Source organism: Desulfosporosinus meridiei DSM 13257, assembly GCF_000231385.2.
GTDB classification, from domain to species: domain Bacteria; phylum Bacillota; class Desulfitobacteriia; order Desulfitobacteriales; family Desulfitobacteriaceae; genus Desulfosporosinus; species Desulfosporosinus meridiei.
The window spans coordinates 3676479-3692023 of record NC_018515.1 but is presented as its reverse complement, the minus strand read 5'-3'; the positions used below and the strand labels follow the sequence as shown (position 1 = coordinate 3692023).

At 41.9% G+C, this 15545-nt stretch carries 13 protein-coding genes, 1 rRNA gene and 1 riboswitch; of the genes, 9 read left to right on the top strand and 5 right to left on the bottom strand.

Features of this window, described 5'->3' with window-relative positions; translation table 11 throughout:
• Positions 1-5: 5 nt before the first annotated feature.
• A complete protein-coding gene (locus tag DESMER_RS17040; RefSeq protein WP_014904303.1) occupies positions 6-794 on the bottom strand; it encodes an electron transfer flavoprotein subunit beta/FixA family protein in 789 nt (262 codons plus the stop codon).
• Between the two features lie 285 nt (positions 795-1079).
• On the opposite strand from DESMER_RS17040, the gene DESMER_RS17035 reads away from it, so the two are divergent.
• The gene (locus DESMER_RS17035; protein WP_014904302.1) at positions 1080-2357 is read left to right on the top strand and encodes a 4Fe-4S dicluster domain-containing protein; all 1278 of its coding nucleotides are present in this window, start codon (positions 1080-1082) and stop codon (positions 2355-2357) included.
• Positions 2358-2599: 242 nt separating this feature from the next.
• Here DESMER_RS17035 and DESMER_RS17030 read toward each other — a convergent pair whose 3' ends face one another.
• Positions 2600-2917: an AzlD domain-containing protein gene (locus DESMER_RS17030; RefSeq protein ID WP_014904301.1), complete on the bottom strand. Its 318-nt coding sequence runs from the start codon at positions 2915-2917 to the stop codon at positions 2600-2602.
• Positions 2907-3632 carry an AzlC family ABC transporter permease gene (locus tag DESMER_RS17025; protein ID WP_014904300.1) on the bottom strand — a complete coding sequence of 242 codons (726 nt, stop codon included), beginning with the start codon at positions 3630-3632 and terminating at the stop codon, positions 2907-2909. Before DESMER_RS17025 ends, DESMER_RS17030 begins: the two co-directional genes overlap by 11 nt.
• 115 nt (positions 3633-3747) lie before the next feature.
• Here DESMER_RS17025 and pdxR point away from each other — a divergent pair, with 115 nt between their 5' ends.
• From pdxR to DESMER_RS16995, 6 genes are all read left to right on the top strand, one after another.
• Positions 3748-5259: a MocR-like pyridoxine biosynthesis transcription factor PdxR gene (pdxR, locus tag DESMER_RS17020; RefSeq protein WP_014904299.1), complete on the top strand. Its 1512-nt coding sequence runs from the start codon at positions 3748-3750 to the stop codon at positions 5257-5259.
• Positions 5260-5390: 131 nt separating this feature from the next.
• A riboswitch (cobalamin riboswitch) is annotated at positions 5391-5564 on the top strand.
• 65 nt (positions 5565-5629) lie between these two features.
• On the top strand, positions 5630-7168 hold the full coding sequence (locus DESMER_RS17015; RefSeq protein ID WP_014904298.1) for an ABC transporter ATP-binding protein: 1539 nt from the start codon (positions 5630-5632) through the stop codon (positions 7166-7168).
• The gene (locus tag DESMER_RS17010) at positions 7149-7883 is read left to right on the top strand and encodes an energy-coupling factor transporter transmembrane component T family protein (RefSeq protein WP_014904297.1); all 735 of its coding nucleotides are present in this window, start codon (positions 7149-7151) and stop codon (positions 7881-7883) included. The genes DESMER_RS17015 and DESMER_RS17010 overlap by 20 nt, the downstream gene beginning before the upstream one ends.
• Before the next feature lie 46 nt (positions 7884-7929).
• Complete coding sequence (locus tag DESMER_RS17005) at positions 7930-8460, top strand: hypothetical protein (protein WP_042334711.1); 531 nt, start codon at positions 7930-7932, stop codon at positions 8458-8460.
• A 316-nt stretch (positions 8461-8776) separates the two neighbouring features.
• Positions 8777-10255: an Lsa family ABC-F type ribosomal protection protein gene (locus DESMER_RS17000; RefSeq protein ID WP_014904295.1), complete on the top strand. Its 1479-nt coding sequence runs from the start codon at positions 8777-8779 to the stop codon at positions 10253-10255.
• Positions 10256-10556: 301 nt separating this feature from the next.
• On the top strand, positions 10557-11486 hold the full coding sequence (locus DESMER_RS16995) for a ketopantoate reductase family protein (protein ID WP_014904294.1): 930 nt from the start codon (positions 10557-10559) through the stop codon (positions 11484-11486).
• On the opposite strand, the gene DESMER_RS16990 is transcribed toward DESMER_RS16995, so the two are convergent.
• Positions 11487-12041, bottom strand: a complete 555-nt coding sequence (locus tag DESMER_RS16990) for a DUF2812 domain-containing protein (protein ID WP_014904293.1) — start codon at positions 12039-12041, stop codon at positions 11487-11489.
• Positions 12041-12367: a PadR family transcriptional regulator gene (locus tag DESMER_RS16985; protein ID WP_014904292.1), complete on the bottom strand. Its 327-nt coding sequence runs from the start codon at positions 12365-12367 to the stop codon at positions 12041-12043. The genes DESMER_RS16990 and DESMER_RS16985 overlap by 1 nt, the downstream gene beginning before the upstream one ends.
• Before the next feature lie 273 nt (positions 12368-12640).
• On the opposite strand from DESMER_RS16985, the gene DESMER_RS16980 reads away from it, so the two are divergent.
• Together DESMER_RS16980 and DESMER_RS16975 are read left to right on the top strand one after the other, a co-directional pair.
• The gene (locus DESMER_RS16980; protein ID WP_014904291.1) at positions 12641-13483 is read left to right on the top strand and encodes a 4Fe-4S binding protein; all 843 of its coding nucleotides are present in this window, start codon (positions 12641-12643) and stop codon (positions 13481-13483) included.
• Positions 13484-13911: 428 nt separating this feature from the next.
• Positions 13912-15478 (top strand): 16S ribosomal RNA (locus DESMER_RS16975).
• Positions 15479-15545 lie beyond the last annotated feature (67 nt).

Here is a 15545-nt window from a genome sequence, read left to right as displayed (position 1 = left end):
CCCCCTTAAATGAATTTTAATTGTTTGAGTTTATCGGCTATTTGAGAACTAAGCTCTGATGCGGTACCTGTCCAAGTTTCTCGATCCGTATTAACCGAAGGGGGAAAGATTCGTTCAACTTGAGTTGGCGAACCACTAAGTCCATATCTTTTTTCATTTTTATCTTCAAGATCATTGAAGGTGATCGTCTTGATTTCACGATCTTTTGTACTAAGCTTTTTCTTGTAGGAAGGAAGTCGGGGCTGAAAAATGTCTTTTTCCACAGTTAAGAGACAAGGGAATTGGATTTCGGCCATTTCTACAGTGTTGGCCATATCCATTTCCACGAGGATGGAAGTCTCTTTGACTTCGATGATCCTTAAGACATTGGCGATATGAGGTATGCCAAGGTATTCAGCCATTTCAGGCCCCACTTGGGCAGTGTCTCCATCGGTTGTTTGCTTGCCGCAAAGTATTAGGTCCAGGTTGCCCAGTTGGCGAACCCCTTGAGAAATAGCGTAAGAGGTTGCCAGTACATCTGCCCCGGCAAACTTACGATCCGAAACCAATACACCTGCGTCGACACCCATCATGAAGGCTTCTTTAATGACTTCCTTAGCTTGGGGTGGTCCCATAGTAATAACCTTAATCGTTCCGCCCTGTTGCTCTTTGAGCCTCAGGGCAGTTTCTATTGCATATAAATCGTAGGGATTCATCTTGGAATCTACACCGTCTCTTTTTAAGACACCTGTAACCGGATCCACGTCTATCTTTGAGGTTCCCGGAACTTGTTTAATACATACTAGGATTTGCATGACTCAACCTCCTGTAAATGCAATATCATATTTCAAAGAATGACTGATGGTCAGACCGCTTGACCGCTTTTTCATGATAGCATAAGATTCTGAGCCTTTCAAAAATTAATATTCACAAGCGGACAATCGTCAGCATTAGTTTAGAACATGGTAAATAGAATTGAGAAATAGACTGTGAATATAGGACTAACCAGACAAATCTTAGTCAAAAATAGTTATAAAAACATGGAATAATTTAGGTATCAACAAATAATTATCTTAAAACCTTTAAAATAAAGGAGAGCTATGGCACATAGAACTATAAAATCCGGATACCAGCAATTGAGCGAACGTCTAAATCAATTTCCTCAAGGAGCTCCGCCTTCCGATTATTTATTTAAGATCCTTAGTGTCATAATGAATGAAAAAGAAGCCAGGGTTATGTCAGCTTTACCCATAAAACCTTTCTCAATTCAAACTGCCAGCGCAGCTTTAAGAATGAGTAGAGAAGACACTGAAAAGATACTTACCGAACTGGCTTCCCGCGCTTTATTAATAGATATTGAAGGCACAGATGGGGACAGGACTTTCGTTTTGCCACCTCCAATGGCCGGTTTCTTTGAGTTTACCTTGATGCGCATCAGATCAGATCTGGATCAGAAGCTCCTTTCCGAACTGTTTTATCAATACTTAAATGTTGAAGAGGATTTCGTCCGAGACTTGTTTGTCACTGAAACAAAGCTGGGAAGAATCTTTGTAAACGAACAAGCGTTAAGCACAGTAAACAATTTACATATCCTAGATTACGAACGAACGAGCAATGTTATAAAACAAGCCTCCAGTATAGGGATCGGCATGTGTTATTGCAGGCATAAAATGAGCCATCTCGGCAAAGCTTGTAATGCTCCTATGGATATATGCATGACCTTTGGAACTACAGCTTCAAGCCTTATTAAGTATGGTCATGCCCGGGAGGTCAGTGTTTCCGAATGTATGAGCTTGCTTGAAAAGGCTTACGATCACAATCTAGTTCAAATTGGAGAAAATGAACAAGAGGGGTTACCCTTTATTTGTAATTGTTGTGGATGTTGCTGCGAAGCCCTGCTGGCTATTAAGAGATTTGGAACTTTAAATTCAATCAATACTACTAATTTCTTGCCTGAAATTAGGAACGAAAAATGCAATGGCTGTGGTAAGTGTGTCTTGGCTTGCCCAGTTGGAGCCTTAAAGCTGGTTACTCAGGAGACGGGGAACTATAAAGTAATAAAGAGGGCAGTTATAGACGAAGAAGTATGCCTGGGCTGCGGCGTTTGTGTCAGAGCCTGTAATCGTGGGTCAATTACCCTTAAGCATCGGAATCAACGAGTTATTACACCTATAAATTCCGTTCACCGAATTGTGTTGATGAGTATTGAACAAGGGAAACTTCAAAACCTGATTTTCGATAACCAGGCTCATTACAGTCACAGAGCTATGGCCGCAATCCTGGGAGCTGTCTTAAAAATGCCTCTTACCAAGCAAATTATGGCTAGTGAGCAAATGAAGTCGAAGTATTTGCTGGCTCTAGTTAAGAATTATAAGTAGCAGGTGACACGAATTTTATCATCGTGTTCTTTTGGGTCAGAGAATGCCCTTACCCAACTCCCTGAACTAATATCTAAAGCGACAACTCAAAAAAGTATAAACACAAATAGAGCCTGTTCATGAGAATGTAGGCAAGTTCTGGTATGATAATTGGCCATGCCAGAAATGGATTTTCATAATGCCCTTTAGAATTTGCAGAAGCAATATCAGGGTTGTTTTTTTATTGAACTGATTTCAGGTATCTACAATAATTTCAAGATAAGCATTACAGACATTCCGAGTCCCAAGGTTGCAATGATATTGCGGCTCTTATAAGCTACAAAAGCAGCAGTTATGCCGGCAATTAAGTAGTGGTTGTTTAAACTAATATCTAAATATCCTTGAGGTAAAAGTAACGAAGGTATGATTAAGGCCGTCAATATTGCAACTGGGACATACTTTAACCATCTATTTAACCAGGTTGGTATCCCCGTAAACCGAAATAAGGCCAGAGCTCCAAATCTTGTAAAATACGTGACTAAAGCCATCCCGAGAATAATGAACAAAACTTCACTTCGCATGGTTGCTTTCCCCTTCCAATAAACCGCCGATTAAACTGGCTGTGAGGCAGGCCACAATGATGTACCACTTGCCGGGTAGATACAGGGCCCCCAATACCGAGACTACAGCAGCTATGCCAAATACAATAAGACCGATACGGTTAGCCAACATCGGGATCAGTAATACCAGAAAGGTTGCCGGCATGGCGAAATCAAGCCCCCAAGTTAAGGGATCGGATATGTAACTGCCTAAGAATACCCCGGTTACAGTAGCTAGAACCCAAACCAGATAAAGAGTTGTACTCACGGTAACTTGATAGAGCACGCTGTACCCGGTATTAGGAATTCGGCTAATGGTCAGGGCATAGGCTTCATCAGTCAAAAAAAAGGCCATAAATGCTTGAAGGGGGAGGGGTAGTCTAATCATATAGGGTGCCAAGGATGATCCCATGATTAAATGGCGTAAGTTTACCAGTAAGGTAGTCAGTACAATAATTCCCCAGCCTGTTATACCTGCGCCCAACATGGTAATGCCGATAAATTGTGACGCACCGGCGAAAACAAAGACAGACATTAGAATAGTTTCTAATCCTGACATTTGTGCTGTCAGGCCCATTATTCCGCAGGTAATTCCAAAGGGCACTACCCCGAGCACAACAGGCGTACACTCTCGAAGTGCCACCCCCACTTCTTCTGCAAATTGATTCTTTCTTGAGATGAGGTTTAATTGCTGCACGATTACTCCACCTACCTTAAACATTTACTAAATCTTAACGATTAGCTAAAACATTGTAAATATCCAATTGTGACGATATAATAAAAATTGGATACATAATAAGGGGGAGTGATAAATGGACATATCCAAATTTCTGAATAGTGCAGAGTTGGATCCCTTGGATAAGCAACCTCTTTATCTGCAAATTGCCTTACTCATTGCTGATAAAATCCACAAGGAAATCCTGCCTGCAGGAACGAAGCTACCTCCTGAGCGGGAATTGGCTGATCTCTTTTCAGTCAGTCGTACAACCGCTATAAATGCTTATCGTAAGTTGGAGCAAATGGGATTGGTCTGGACAAAAGTCGGCAGCGGAACTTATGTAGCCCAAACCCTTAATGTTGAGTCTTCATCTGAAGTTCCCTGGCCCCAACTGTTTACTGCCTATCCTCAAAATCCCTTAGCGTCAATTCTGAGGGATTTAGTCTCTACTCCTGCCCCAGGAACTATATCTCTCGCGGCAGGTATGGCTGATCCTGCTCTTTATCCTTTGGACATCTTTACCGAGTTATTTAACCGGAATATTGCAACTGCTAATCTTGCTGATTTTGGACATATCCCTACAGAAGGATATACCCCTTTGAGAAAAGCAATTGCGGCAATGTTGAGTGAAAAGGGCATCTCGACTTCGACAGAGAACATCCTAACTCTCTCCGGGTCCCAACAGGGATTATACTTGCTTAGCAAAGTGTTGTTAGAACCGGGTGACTACGTTGTCATGGAAGGGCCAACCTTCATCGGGGCAATACAAGTGTTTCAGGCCGCAGGGGCCAGAGTTTTAAGTCTACCCTGTTCGGGGAAATTATCATTAGAGCTGTTGGAGGACTTTATAGTTCGCTATCGGCCAAAATTGTTTTATAGTATACCGACCTATCAAAATCCCACCGGAAGGGTTATGCCGGCGCAGGAGCGCCAAGATCTGATAAACTTGGCCAAACGTCATCGGCTTGTTATCGTGGAAGATGATCCCTATAGTGATCTGTATTATGACCAAAAGCCCCCTCAGTCTCTTAAAGCTTTAGATTCTTACGGAGGAGTTGTTTATTTAGGGACATTCTCCAAAATTCTCTTCCCCGGCTTACGCACCGGCTATCTGGCAGGCCCGCCTGTTTTGATTAACCGCCTTGCCTTGGAAAAACAGTATATAGACCTCCATTCCAACAACATTGCCCAATGGTTGGTGACGATGTTTTTAAATGAAGGAAAGTTGGCTCCGCATCTGGAAACTGTGCGCAGGGAATATAAAAAACGCCGAAATGCAATGACTAAAGCTCTCCAGCGTTTGTGTGCCAACGATCTTGAATTCACTGTACCCGAAGGTGGATGTTATTTTTGGTGTAAGTTAAAACAAGCGGGCACTTCCCAGCGACTCCTCCATGAAGCAGCCAAGAACCGAATTTCTTTTGTGCCAGGAGAAGCATTCTATACAATGCCCACTCAGGATAAGGAACTTCGCCTTTGTTTTACCGCGCATAATGAAGCGGTTTTACTGGAAAGCGTCCAGCGCTTGGCCAAATCCTTAACCCAAATAACAAAAAAGAATCAAGACAATGATGTATCACCAAGTTCAGTATGGCCGATTATTTAACCTATAGAAATCTATTGTGCATAAATTACAGAATTATGCTGTATCCATCAGCAACAAGATGGGTTAAATACAGAGTGATTTATGTAACTTTTATTGACAAACTAATCAAATTATTCTATCATAAGTCTAATAGAATACATTATTGAATAGGTGCCCGCAAGGGATAATAGGGAACCAGGTTAATAATCCTGGACGGACCCACCACTGTAAGTAGATGTTGAAAATGTACATTTGCCACTGGGTAACTGGGAAGGCGTACATTCTAGTCTATAAGTCAGGAAACCTGCCTATGAAATATTGCAAAAGGACAAAGGTAAAGTTCTAGCTTATTAAGCTGGGACTTTTTTTAATTCAAACTTTAGGAGATGTCATGGAAACGATTGCTAAGATTAAAATTGAAAAACTAGTCTTTCCGCATGAAGAAAAACCAGCACTAAAAAACATCGATTTTGAGATTGTTAGGGGAGATTTCATCGTCATTACCGGAGGAGTAGCTTCTGGAAAATCCATTTTACTACATACTATAACAGGCGCAATCCCTCACTATCATGACGCGGACTTAACGGGAAAAGTCACAATCATGGGGCAAGATATTAAGAATATTCCTCTTAATAGAATGTCGAATTATGTGGGATACATGATGCAGGAGCCCCAAAATCAAATTATTAGTTTGGATGTCTACGAGGATATTGCATTTGGCCTCGGCAATCTGGAAATCCCCTTAGAGCAAATGGATCAGAGGGTTAAAACCGCCTTGCAACTTGTCGGTTTAACGGGCTATGAAAGCCGACAAACGGCTGCTCTTTCAGGTGGTCAAGCCCAACGAGTCGTTCTGGCTGGTGTTTTAGCCCTCAATGCCCCTATTCTAATTCTAGACCAGCCGACGGCTGAACTTGATCCACAAGGCCGCAATGACCTTTATAAGCGGTTAGGTCAGTTGAATAAAACTCAGAATTTAACCATTGTTTTAGTCATGGATCGAATTGAAGAAGTCCTCAACTATGCCAACAGAGTCCTCTATATTCGAGCAGGTGAAATTGTTAAAGAGTATTTACCAGAAGCATACTACATGGAGCAAATGAAGCATCGAAGAGGAAGGATAAAACACCTCTCCTCCTCCAACAAGGATCAAAGTAGGCCCAATGAAATTATTGCAAAAATTTCGAATGTCACCTACCTATACAAAAACAATTTACTAGGTTGTGAAGATATTAATTTAGAAATCTATAAGGGCGATTTTTTATCAGTTATTGGTTTAAATGGTTCCGGAAAATCGACCTTGGCTAAGCTGATTATCGGTCTACTGAAGCCCTCAAAAGGCGAAATTAAAGTGTTTGACCAGCCTTTGAATAAAGGGAAACTGGCAGAGATCCGTTCCCAGGTGGGATTTCTGTTTCAAAACCCTGACTATCAGATCTTTGCAAGCACCGTAGAAGAAGAAGTTGGATTTTCTCTGAAGTTAAGGGGGGAACAAAATGAAGTAATCGGACAAAAGATTGATGAGTCTCTCAAGTTTGTGGGACTACTGGATTATAAGAATATACACCCTCATCGCTTAAGCCGTGGTCAGCGCCAGCTTTTAGCATTGGCCTCCATCCTCGTCAGTGATCCAGAGTTCATTATTGCCGACGAACCAACTTCAGGTCTTGACGAAAACCAAGGGTATATGATCATGGACAAACTCCGTCACTTATCAAAAAATGGTCACACAATCCTACTTATATCCCACGACTTGACCATGGCAAAAGACTATTCCAACAGGCTAGTCGCCCTGCATAAAAATCGTATTCAACTTGATATATCGAGAAGAGATCTCGATCAACATCTTGATACACTTAAAGCCATTGGTTTGAATTTTCATAACCCTATTTCTTTCAGGGAGGTGGAAGATGGGTCTCTCCAAGCTTGATCCCAGAACTAAGCTGGCCTGGTATGTTCTGATGATCAATTTTTCACTGATTAGTGGGACTGCTGTTCAGTTAAGTATTGTTTTATTAGTGGAGGTTATGGCCTCGCTAGTCTGGATGGGTTCCTTAAAGCGGTATAAAGCCATGATTGTGATTTTATTGCTTTTAGGACTTCAGATATTGGTCGTACAGCTGATCTTCTGCCGAGAAGGCGTTCTAATCTACCAATGGGGCATTCTGAAAATATACAGTCAAGCCCTGCCACTAGCAATCACCGGTATACTCAAGGCTAGCATTATTGTTTTGGCAAGTATGCATTTTTTCACATCTTCCTCACCCCAAGAGTTTACCTTGATGCTGATAAAATTTAAGATCCCTTACCGATTTGCTATGTTGGTAGGACTGAGTGCCCGATTCCTTCCACTCATGAAAGCTGAATATATATCAATAATTGATAGCCAACGTGCTCGGGGTCTCAAAATGGAAAGTGCATGGGACAATCTCAAAGGTATTTTTCCAACCTTTCTGCCATTTTTATACCGCTCAGTTCGACGCGCCACTGAAACTGCCTTGGCCATGGAGTTAAGAGGCTACGGACGAACTAAAACCCGCACGTTTACCTCAAGTCTGGAGCTTAAAACCTACGATGTTATTTTAATTTCTGGGATGTTAATAGTAATAATCGTCAGCCTGACAAGCAAGATATCATTAATATAATTTAGAATAATTTTAGGGGGAGAATAAAATGAATGAAAAGTTACAAATGAATGAAAAATTAATCAGAACTGACACAAAGGCACTTGTAGGCTCAGTCATCATAGGAATCGTCATGTTGATCATGATGCAGGTTACAGGACGTATTGACGCAATATTGGATCCAACCCTCTTACTACTTAATGGCACCTGCTGGGCATTCTTTACAGGTCTGATTGTCTTAATGTACAAACAACCGGCGGGTATTATCGCTGGAGTAGTGGAAGCAGTAGTAGCCATGGCAACGGGCTATTCGCCCCTGGGCTTTTTCTTCCTATTCGCCAATGTTATCGGATCCGTTGTCTACACATTAATTTCGGGAAGATTATCCATGGATAAATTAGGCCACCACATATTGGCAATGCTCGGGACTGCTGTTTCCGGCAACCTTTGCGTTATGGTAGGATTAATCTATGTCTTTCATCTTGACTGGAAGATTGCACTTTTATCCTCCTGCCTAACCGCCTGCGTTGGAACGATTGCTGCAGGCATCCTGACAAAGAGTGTCTATGGCTCCTTACAAAAATCTGCATTGCTTTAAAATGTGGTTTCCTATATGAGGAGTAAGCTCCCTACGTTACAGTTGTATTTTTTTAGGGTGTATAGTAAAATGAAAAAATCAACTAGAGATTGGAGATGGAAAGATGCGTAATTTTTCTTGCTAAATACAAGCATAATATGGACAGTCGCAAAACGGCTTGTTTTGTTGTGCTTAGGCAAGAAAGTTACTAATTCTTTTCACTCAAAGGATACATCCTTACCATATCCCTGATAGGGGTCTGGCTTAGCTGTGTATTTAAGAGCTGTAAGAAGTGCTTTCTTGCAGTTCTTATTTTTTCGCACAGGAGGACAAAATTATGTCATTAATAAATGTAACAAATCTGACTTTTGCTTATGATGGGAGCTACGATAACATTTTTGAAAATGTGAGCTTTCAAATAGACACGGATTGGAAACTAGGGTTTACCGGAAGAAATGGCAGAGGTAAGACCACATTTCTTAAGTTGTTGCTTGGAGACTATGAATACAGAGGTAAAATATCGGCACATGTCAGCTTTGCATATTTTCCTTTTCATGTTGAAAACAAGGGAATAAATACCCTTGAAGTAATCAGTGACATTTTTCCCGACTACCTGCACTGGAAACTGATGCGGGAGCTTTCATTGCTTGAAGTTTCAGAGGAGGTTTTATATCGTCCTTTTGCGTCCTTATCCCTGGGTGAACAAACGAAGGTGTTGCTTGCTACTTTGTTTCTCAAGGAGAATAATTTTCTATTGATTGATGAGCCTACTAATCACCTGGATATGACTGCCAGAAAACTTGTCAGCGACTACCTCAAGACAAAAAGTGGCTTTATACTGGTATCTCACGACAGGGCATTCCTGGATAACTGTGTTGACCATATTCTCTCAATTAATAAGACGAATATCGAAATTCAAAAAGGTAACTTTTCAAGCTGGTGGAACAATAAAAAGAGGCAGGATAGTTTTGAACTTGCCGAAAATGAAAAGCTTAAAAAAGATATTAATCGCTTATCGAATTCGGCCAAACGAACGAACAACTGGTCACTGGAAGTGGAAAAGACTAAAAATGGCACAACAAATTCCGGGTCAAAGCTGGATAAGGGTTACGTTGGTCATAAGGCTGCTAAAATGATGAAACGCTCCAAGTCAATCGAAAGCAGGCAGCAATCAGCCATTGATGAAAAGTCTAAACTCCTTAAAAATATTGAAGAAGCGGATAGTTTGAAGATTTCTCAACTTGCTTATCATAAGAATAAACTTGTCGAACTTGAAGCGGTTTCAATTTCTTATGGAGAAACAATGATTTGTAACAATATAAGCTTTACGATCGAGCAAGGTGACCGAATAGCCCTGATCGGTAAAAATGGCTCGGGAAAATCAAGTATTCTTAAGCTTATTTGTGGCGAGGCTATAAACTATACAGGCACCTTTAGGAAAGGGAGTCAGCTTAAAATATCCTCAGTTTCACAGGATACTTCCCATCTACAGGGTAATTTGACAGACTATGCCAAAGATAACGCCATTAATGAAAGCCTTTTTAAATCCATTTTGAGAAAGCTGGCCTTTTCCAGAATTCAATTTGAAAAGGATATGTCAACGTTTAGCGGCGGTCAAAAGAAAAAAGTGCTGATTGCCAAAAGCCTCTGTGAACAAGCACATTTATATATATGGGATGAACCCCTCAACTTTATAGATGTAATTTCTCGTATACAGATCGAAGAACTGTTGCTTGAATACCAACCGACTATTTTGTTTGTGGAGCACGATAAGACATTTAGCGGGAATATCGCGACAAAGATTGTAACTATCTGATTCCCTACTATATCTATGTCACTGGGAAATTTTTCTTATATAGACACCCTTGGCAAGTTTCTGACTTGTCAAGGGTGTTTTAAGTATCAACGACAGTCTTAAGAATAGGTCTGAGATATCTTCTAAATAAGCCTAATCGTTGTCAATGCTATATGAAAAAGGTATAGTGTTGTCAAGTAAATATAACAGCAAATATATCAATTTAAAATAATGATAAGCATTAAGAAGACGGCAATTCGAACGGATGTAGGCACGCTAATATTATTGAGGTCATTAAAAATGTTAGAAAGGTAAAGGTATTATGGCGATAAAGAAAGTATGCATTATTGGCTTAGGGGCATTAGGGATTTTATATGGCCATCATTTGACTAAAAGAATGCCCAAAGGAGATTTGAGAATTATTGCTGATCAAGAAAGAATCCGACGTTATCAAAGCGATTCTGTTTTTTGCAATGGTGAGCGCTGCGAGTTCAATTATCTAGCCCCTGAAGACGTAGAAGAACCAGCGGATCTTATTATTTTTGCAGTTAAATACAGTGGACTTAATGATGCTATTAAAGCAGTCAAGAATCAGGTAGGGGAACATACCATCATTTTATCCGCACTGAATGGAATCACAAGTGAACGGATTATTGGACAGACTTATGGAATAGACAAAATACTCTATTGTGTAGCACAAGGGATGGATGCTGTTAAAGTTGGGAATCGAGCAACTTATGATCATATGGGGATGCTGGTTTTTGGTGAGCAAGAACCAGGGTTTATCTCAGAGCGGGTTCGGGAAGTTGCACGCTTTTTTGAAAGCATGGCTGTCCCTTTTGAAGCAGTTACGGATATGAATAAGCGAATCTGGGGTAAATTCATGCTCAATGTAGGTGTGAACCAAACAGTTGCCGTCTATGAGAGCAATTATGGGGAAATTCAAAAAGAAGGAGCGGCTAGAGATACAATGATTGCAGCGATGAGGGAGGTCATGGTTCTGTCAGAAAAGGAAGGTACTAATCTGACTGAGCTGGATTTAAAGTATTGGCTGAATGTTTTAGATCCGCTGTGCCCGGAAGGCAAACCTTCAATGCGCCAAGATATGGAGGCTAAACGTTTCAGCGAGGTAGATTTATTCTCCGGGGCAGTATTAGAATTGGGAAAAAAATATGGTGTTTCCACACCTGTCAATGAAGAACTCTATCGGCGGATTAAAGAGAAAGAAGCTCAATACCATCTCTTGGCTTAATCATTCGTGAATTTGGCTTTCTCTCTGCAACTTTTTTAGGTTGAAATAATAGGATGTTGTGACCTTAAGACAGAAGAAAGCTACTAAGAAGCTAATAGGGGCTAAATAGGCATTGAAGAAAATACCGTAATCTGGGCCTGTTAGAAGAAGGCCATAGCCTAGATTATATAAACCAATAACAAGATTAATAATTCCAACAATACCAATAAACCAAATAATTCGTTGATAATGTTTAATTTGGGAGGAATAATCTGTGAATAAGTGAAAGGGGCCATCTGCTGATTTTCTGCGAAACCAAGCCCAGCGAAAATAGGTTGATACTAACTCGCCTCCGGTATCTTCCAGGAATTCGATATAGTCTTTACTCTCTGGGGCGGTTGGCAGATGCTTCAGTAATTCTAATCGATAGATGTACTCCCCAGGATTACCTATCTCGAATAGATAACGGCCAGGAAGGCTGAAATCTATAAAATTATAACCTCTAGCAGCCATTTGATTCAGCCATTTTTCTTCTTTTTCGAAGTCGATAAAGAATTTAAAAGTCCGGTATTTCATCAGGCATCCCTCCTAGCAATTTTTTTACCATGGGCTAGTAGTTCCTCTAAACGTTCTATTTCCAAGAGCACTGTTTCCCTGCCCTTTAGAGTAATTTCATATTCTTTTTTTCTACTATTTCCGGGACTTGACAAGGCTTTAATCCAACCCTTTTCGATTAGTGTATTGATAGCTCCATAGAGAGTTCCTGGCCCAAGATTTACGCGATCGTTGCTAAGTTCTTTGACGTACTGCATAATCCCATAACCATGCATGGGAGAATGTAGTGCCAAGAGGATATAGTAAACAGCTTCTGTAAGAGCACCACGTTCTGTACTTTCAGGCATATTATTTGATCTCCTAAACTAAACTTAATAATTTTACTATATCGGCTACCGATACTACCTATTGAGATTATATCGTCTGCCGATATAAGTGTCAATCTTCAGTTTGGGTTCTATCTGTTCAAACACGGTATAAGAATTCGTCGCTGGGCGGGGGCGATGCCCTCTTGCCTTCTTAGTACATTAGTGAGAAGTTATTGTAAGAAGCGTCTATATGGATTAAAATGGGCAGAAAGGATGCTCTTGTATTAAGTGGGATATAAGGGGTGGAGGTAGTTGGATAAAATAGAAATACTAAAAATAGCGAATAGTTTTGTGGAAGAGTCTGAGCAAAATATAATACCCGAGGGGATTGCGCTAAGCGAAGCAGTTGTTGGCATGAGAATTTTTGAAAATCCGATATTTGCCTTTGGTTCGGCTATTGACCCTTACTTTAAGAAATTGACTGAACCATCAGTTATAGGACCACATTTCCTTGCACCTAAACAATGGTTGCCGAAGGCTAAAACAGTGATTTCCTTTTTTTTACCCTTTACTGATGTCGTAAAGAAGGGTAACAGCAGGGAAGGGGTATGGCCCTCGGAGGAATGGCTGCATGGCAGAATAGAAGGCCAGGCGTTTGTTGTAAAGCTCTGTCAACATATATGTGCTGTATTGACAAAAGCCGGTTATAAAAGTCTTTCACCATCTCTGGATGAAAGGTTTTGGGCAAAGGTGGGTAATAATAGTGCTCTAAAATCTATTCCATGTGGAGAGGGAGCAGTATATACAAGTAATTGGTCTGAACGACATATTGCCTATGTATGTGGACTCGGAACTTTCGGACTTTCTAAAGGGTTTATAACTGAAAAAGGAATTGCTGGGAGGTTAGGAAGTATTGTTACAGAGTTAGAGTTATCGCCAGATACTCGTGTATCAGATAACATTTATGAAAATTGTTCTATGTGTGGTGCCTGTGTAAAAAATTGCCCGGCTAATGCTATATCCCTTGAGACGGGTAAAAATCATTTAAGATGTTCGGAATTTGTTAATAAAACTAAGGAAATGTTTCAACCGAGATATGGTTGTGGGAAATGTCAGGTCAGGGTTCCCTGCGAAAGTAGTATTCCAAAAAGATAGGCTATAAGGCTATAAGTATGGCTATAAGGATCTAGCAATATAAAAATAAGTGTTGACAACATAAGTTGCAGATGCTAGTATGTACTTCCGGCCAAGAAACAGGCCGAACACTTAAACAACGAGTTGGAAATTAGTTATTGACAACGAGAGTTGGAAATGCTAAGATACAACTCTGGCCTAAACAGCCAAAGAGAATCACAAAAACCAAAAGTACATAGAGTTTATACTCAGTGCTACACGGCTAAAAAAAGTATTGACAACGCTAGTTGAAAATGTTAAGATGTGATTCCGGCCCAAACGGGTCAAAGCCAAAATCCATGGTCTTTGAAAACTAAACAACAAGGACAGCCAATGAGAGAAACTCGTAAGAGTTTCAAAATAAATCATGAGTCAATCATCTTCTTCTAATGAGAAGTTTGAAATAACTTTTTTTGGAGAGTTTGATCCTGGCTCAGGACGAACGCTGGCGGCGTGCCTAACACATGCAAGTCGAACGGAGAGTTTGATAAGCTTGCTTAGAAAAATTCTTAGTGGCGGACGGGTGAGTAACGCGTGGGTAACCTACCCATAAATCCGGGACAACCCTTGGAAACGAGGGCTAATACCGGATAATCTTAGAGCCTGGCATCAGGCATTAAGGAAAGATGGCCTCTGAAGATGCTGTCGATTATGGATGGACCCGCGTCTGATTAGCTAGTTGGTGGGGTAAAGGCCTACCAAGGCGACGATCAGTAGCCGGCCTGAGAGGGTGAACGGCCACACTGGGACTGAGACACGGCCCAGACTCCTACGGGAGGCAGCAGTGGGGAATCTTCCGCAATGGACGAAAGTCTGACGGAGCAACGCCGCGTGTATGATGAAGGTCTTCGGATTGTAAAGTACTGTCTTTGGGGAAGAACGGTGGCTTTGAAAATATTGAGGCCACATGACGGTACCCAAGGAGGAAGCCCCGGCTAACTACGTGCCAGCAGCCGCGGTAATACGTAGGGGGCAAGCGTTGTCCGGAATTATTGGGCGTAAAGGGCGCGTAGGCGGATTCTTAAGTCCGGTGTGAAAGATCAGGGCTCAACCCTGAGAGTGCATCGGAAACTGGGAATCTTGAGGACAGGAGAGGAAAGTGGAATTCCACGTGTAGCGGTGAAATGCGTAGATATGTGGAGGAACACCGGTGGCGAAGGCGACTTTCTGGACTGTAACTGACGCTGAGGCGCGAAAGCGTGGGGAGCAAACAGGATTAGATACCCTGGTAGTCCACGCCGTAAACGATGAGTGCTAGGTGTAGAGGGTATCGACCCCTTCTGTGCCGCAGTTAACACAATAAGCACTCCGCCTGGGGAGTACGGCCGCAAGGTTGAAACTCAAAGGAATTGACGGGGGCCCGCACAAGCGGTGGAGCATGTGGTTTAATTCGACGCAACGCGAAGAACCTTACCAAGGCTTGACATCCTACGAATCTTTAGGAAACTAGGGAGTGCCCTTCGGGGAGCGTAGAGACAGGTGGTGCATGGTTGTCGTCAGCTCGTGTCGTGAGATGTTGGGTTAAGTCCCGCAACGAGCGCAACCCCTGTATTTAGTTGCTAACAAGTAAGGTTGAGCACTCTAAATAGACTGCCGGTGATAAACCGGAGGAAGGTGGGGATGACGTCAAATCATCATGCCCCTTATGTCTTGGGCTACACACGTGCTACAATGGCCGGTACAGACGGAAGCGAAGCCGCGAGGTGAAGCAAATCCGAGAAAGCCGGTCTCAGTTCGGATTGCAGGCTGCAACTCGCCTGCATGAAGTCGGAATCGCTAGTAATCGCAGGTCAGCATACTGCGGTGAATACGTTCCCGGGCCTTGTACACACCGCCCGTCACACCACGAAAGTCTGCAACACCCGAAGCCGGTGAGGTAACCCGAAAGGGAGCTAGCCGTCGAAGGTGGGGCCGATAATTGGGGTGAAGTCGTAACAAGGTAGCCGTATCGGAAGGTGCGGCTGGATCACCTCCTTTCTAAGGAGAACGGTTTAGAGCTTAGGCTTTAGACGAACATCCTAGTGGTCGATTCTTTCAGAGGACG

Excerpts from the sequence above, each read along its gene's own strand:
- DESMER_RS17040 (WP_014904303.1), bottom strand. The coding sequence starts at position 794 with ATGCAAATCCTAGTATGTATTAAACAAGTTCCGGGAACCTCAAAGATA.
- DESMER_RS17035 (WP_014904302.1), top strand. The coding sequence starts at position 1,080 with ATGGCACATAGAACTATAAAATCCGGATACCAGCAATTGAGCGAACGT.
- DESMER_RS17030 (WP_014904301.1), bottom strand. The coding sequence starts at position 2,917 with ATGCGAAGTGAAGTTTTGTTCATTATTCTCGGGATGGCTTTAGTCACG.
- pdxR (WP_014904299.1), top strand. The coding sequence starts at position 3,748 with ATGGACATATCCAAATTTCTGAATAGTGCAGAGTTGGATCCCTTGGAT.
- DESMER_RS17015 (WP_014904298.1), top strand. The coding sequence starts at position 5,630 with ATGGAAACGATTGCTAAGATTAAAATTGAAAAACTAGTCTTTCCGCAT.
- DESMER_RS17010 (WP_014904297.1), top strand. The coding sequence starts at position 7,149 with ATGGGTCTCTCCAAGCTTGATCCCAGAACTAAGCTGGCCTGGTATGTT.
- DESMER_RS17005 (WP_042334711.1), top strand. The coding sequence starts at position 7,930 with ATGAATGAAAAATTAATCAGAACTGACACAAAGGCACTTGTAGGCTCA.
- DESMER_RS17000 (WP_014904295.1), top strand. The coding sequence starts at position 8,777 with ATGTCATTAATAAATGTAACAAATCTGACTTTTGCTTATGATGGGAGC.
- DESMER_RS16995 (WP_014904294.1), top strand. The coding sequence starts at position 10,557 with ATGGCGATAAAGAAAGTATGCATTATTGGCTTAGGGGCATTAGGGATT.
- DESMER_RS16990 (WP_014904293.1), bottom strand. The coding sequence starts at position 12,041 with ATGAAATACCGGACTTTTAAATTCTTTATCGACTTCGAAAAAGAAGAA.
- DESMER_RS16985 (WP_014904292.1), bottom strand. The coding sequence starts at position 12,367 with ATGCCTGAAAGTACAGAACGTGGTGCTCTTACAGAAGCTGTTTACTAT.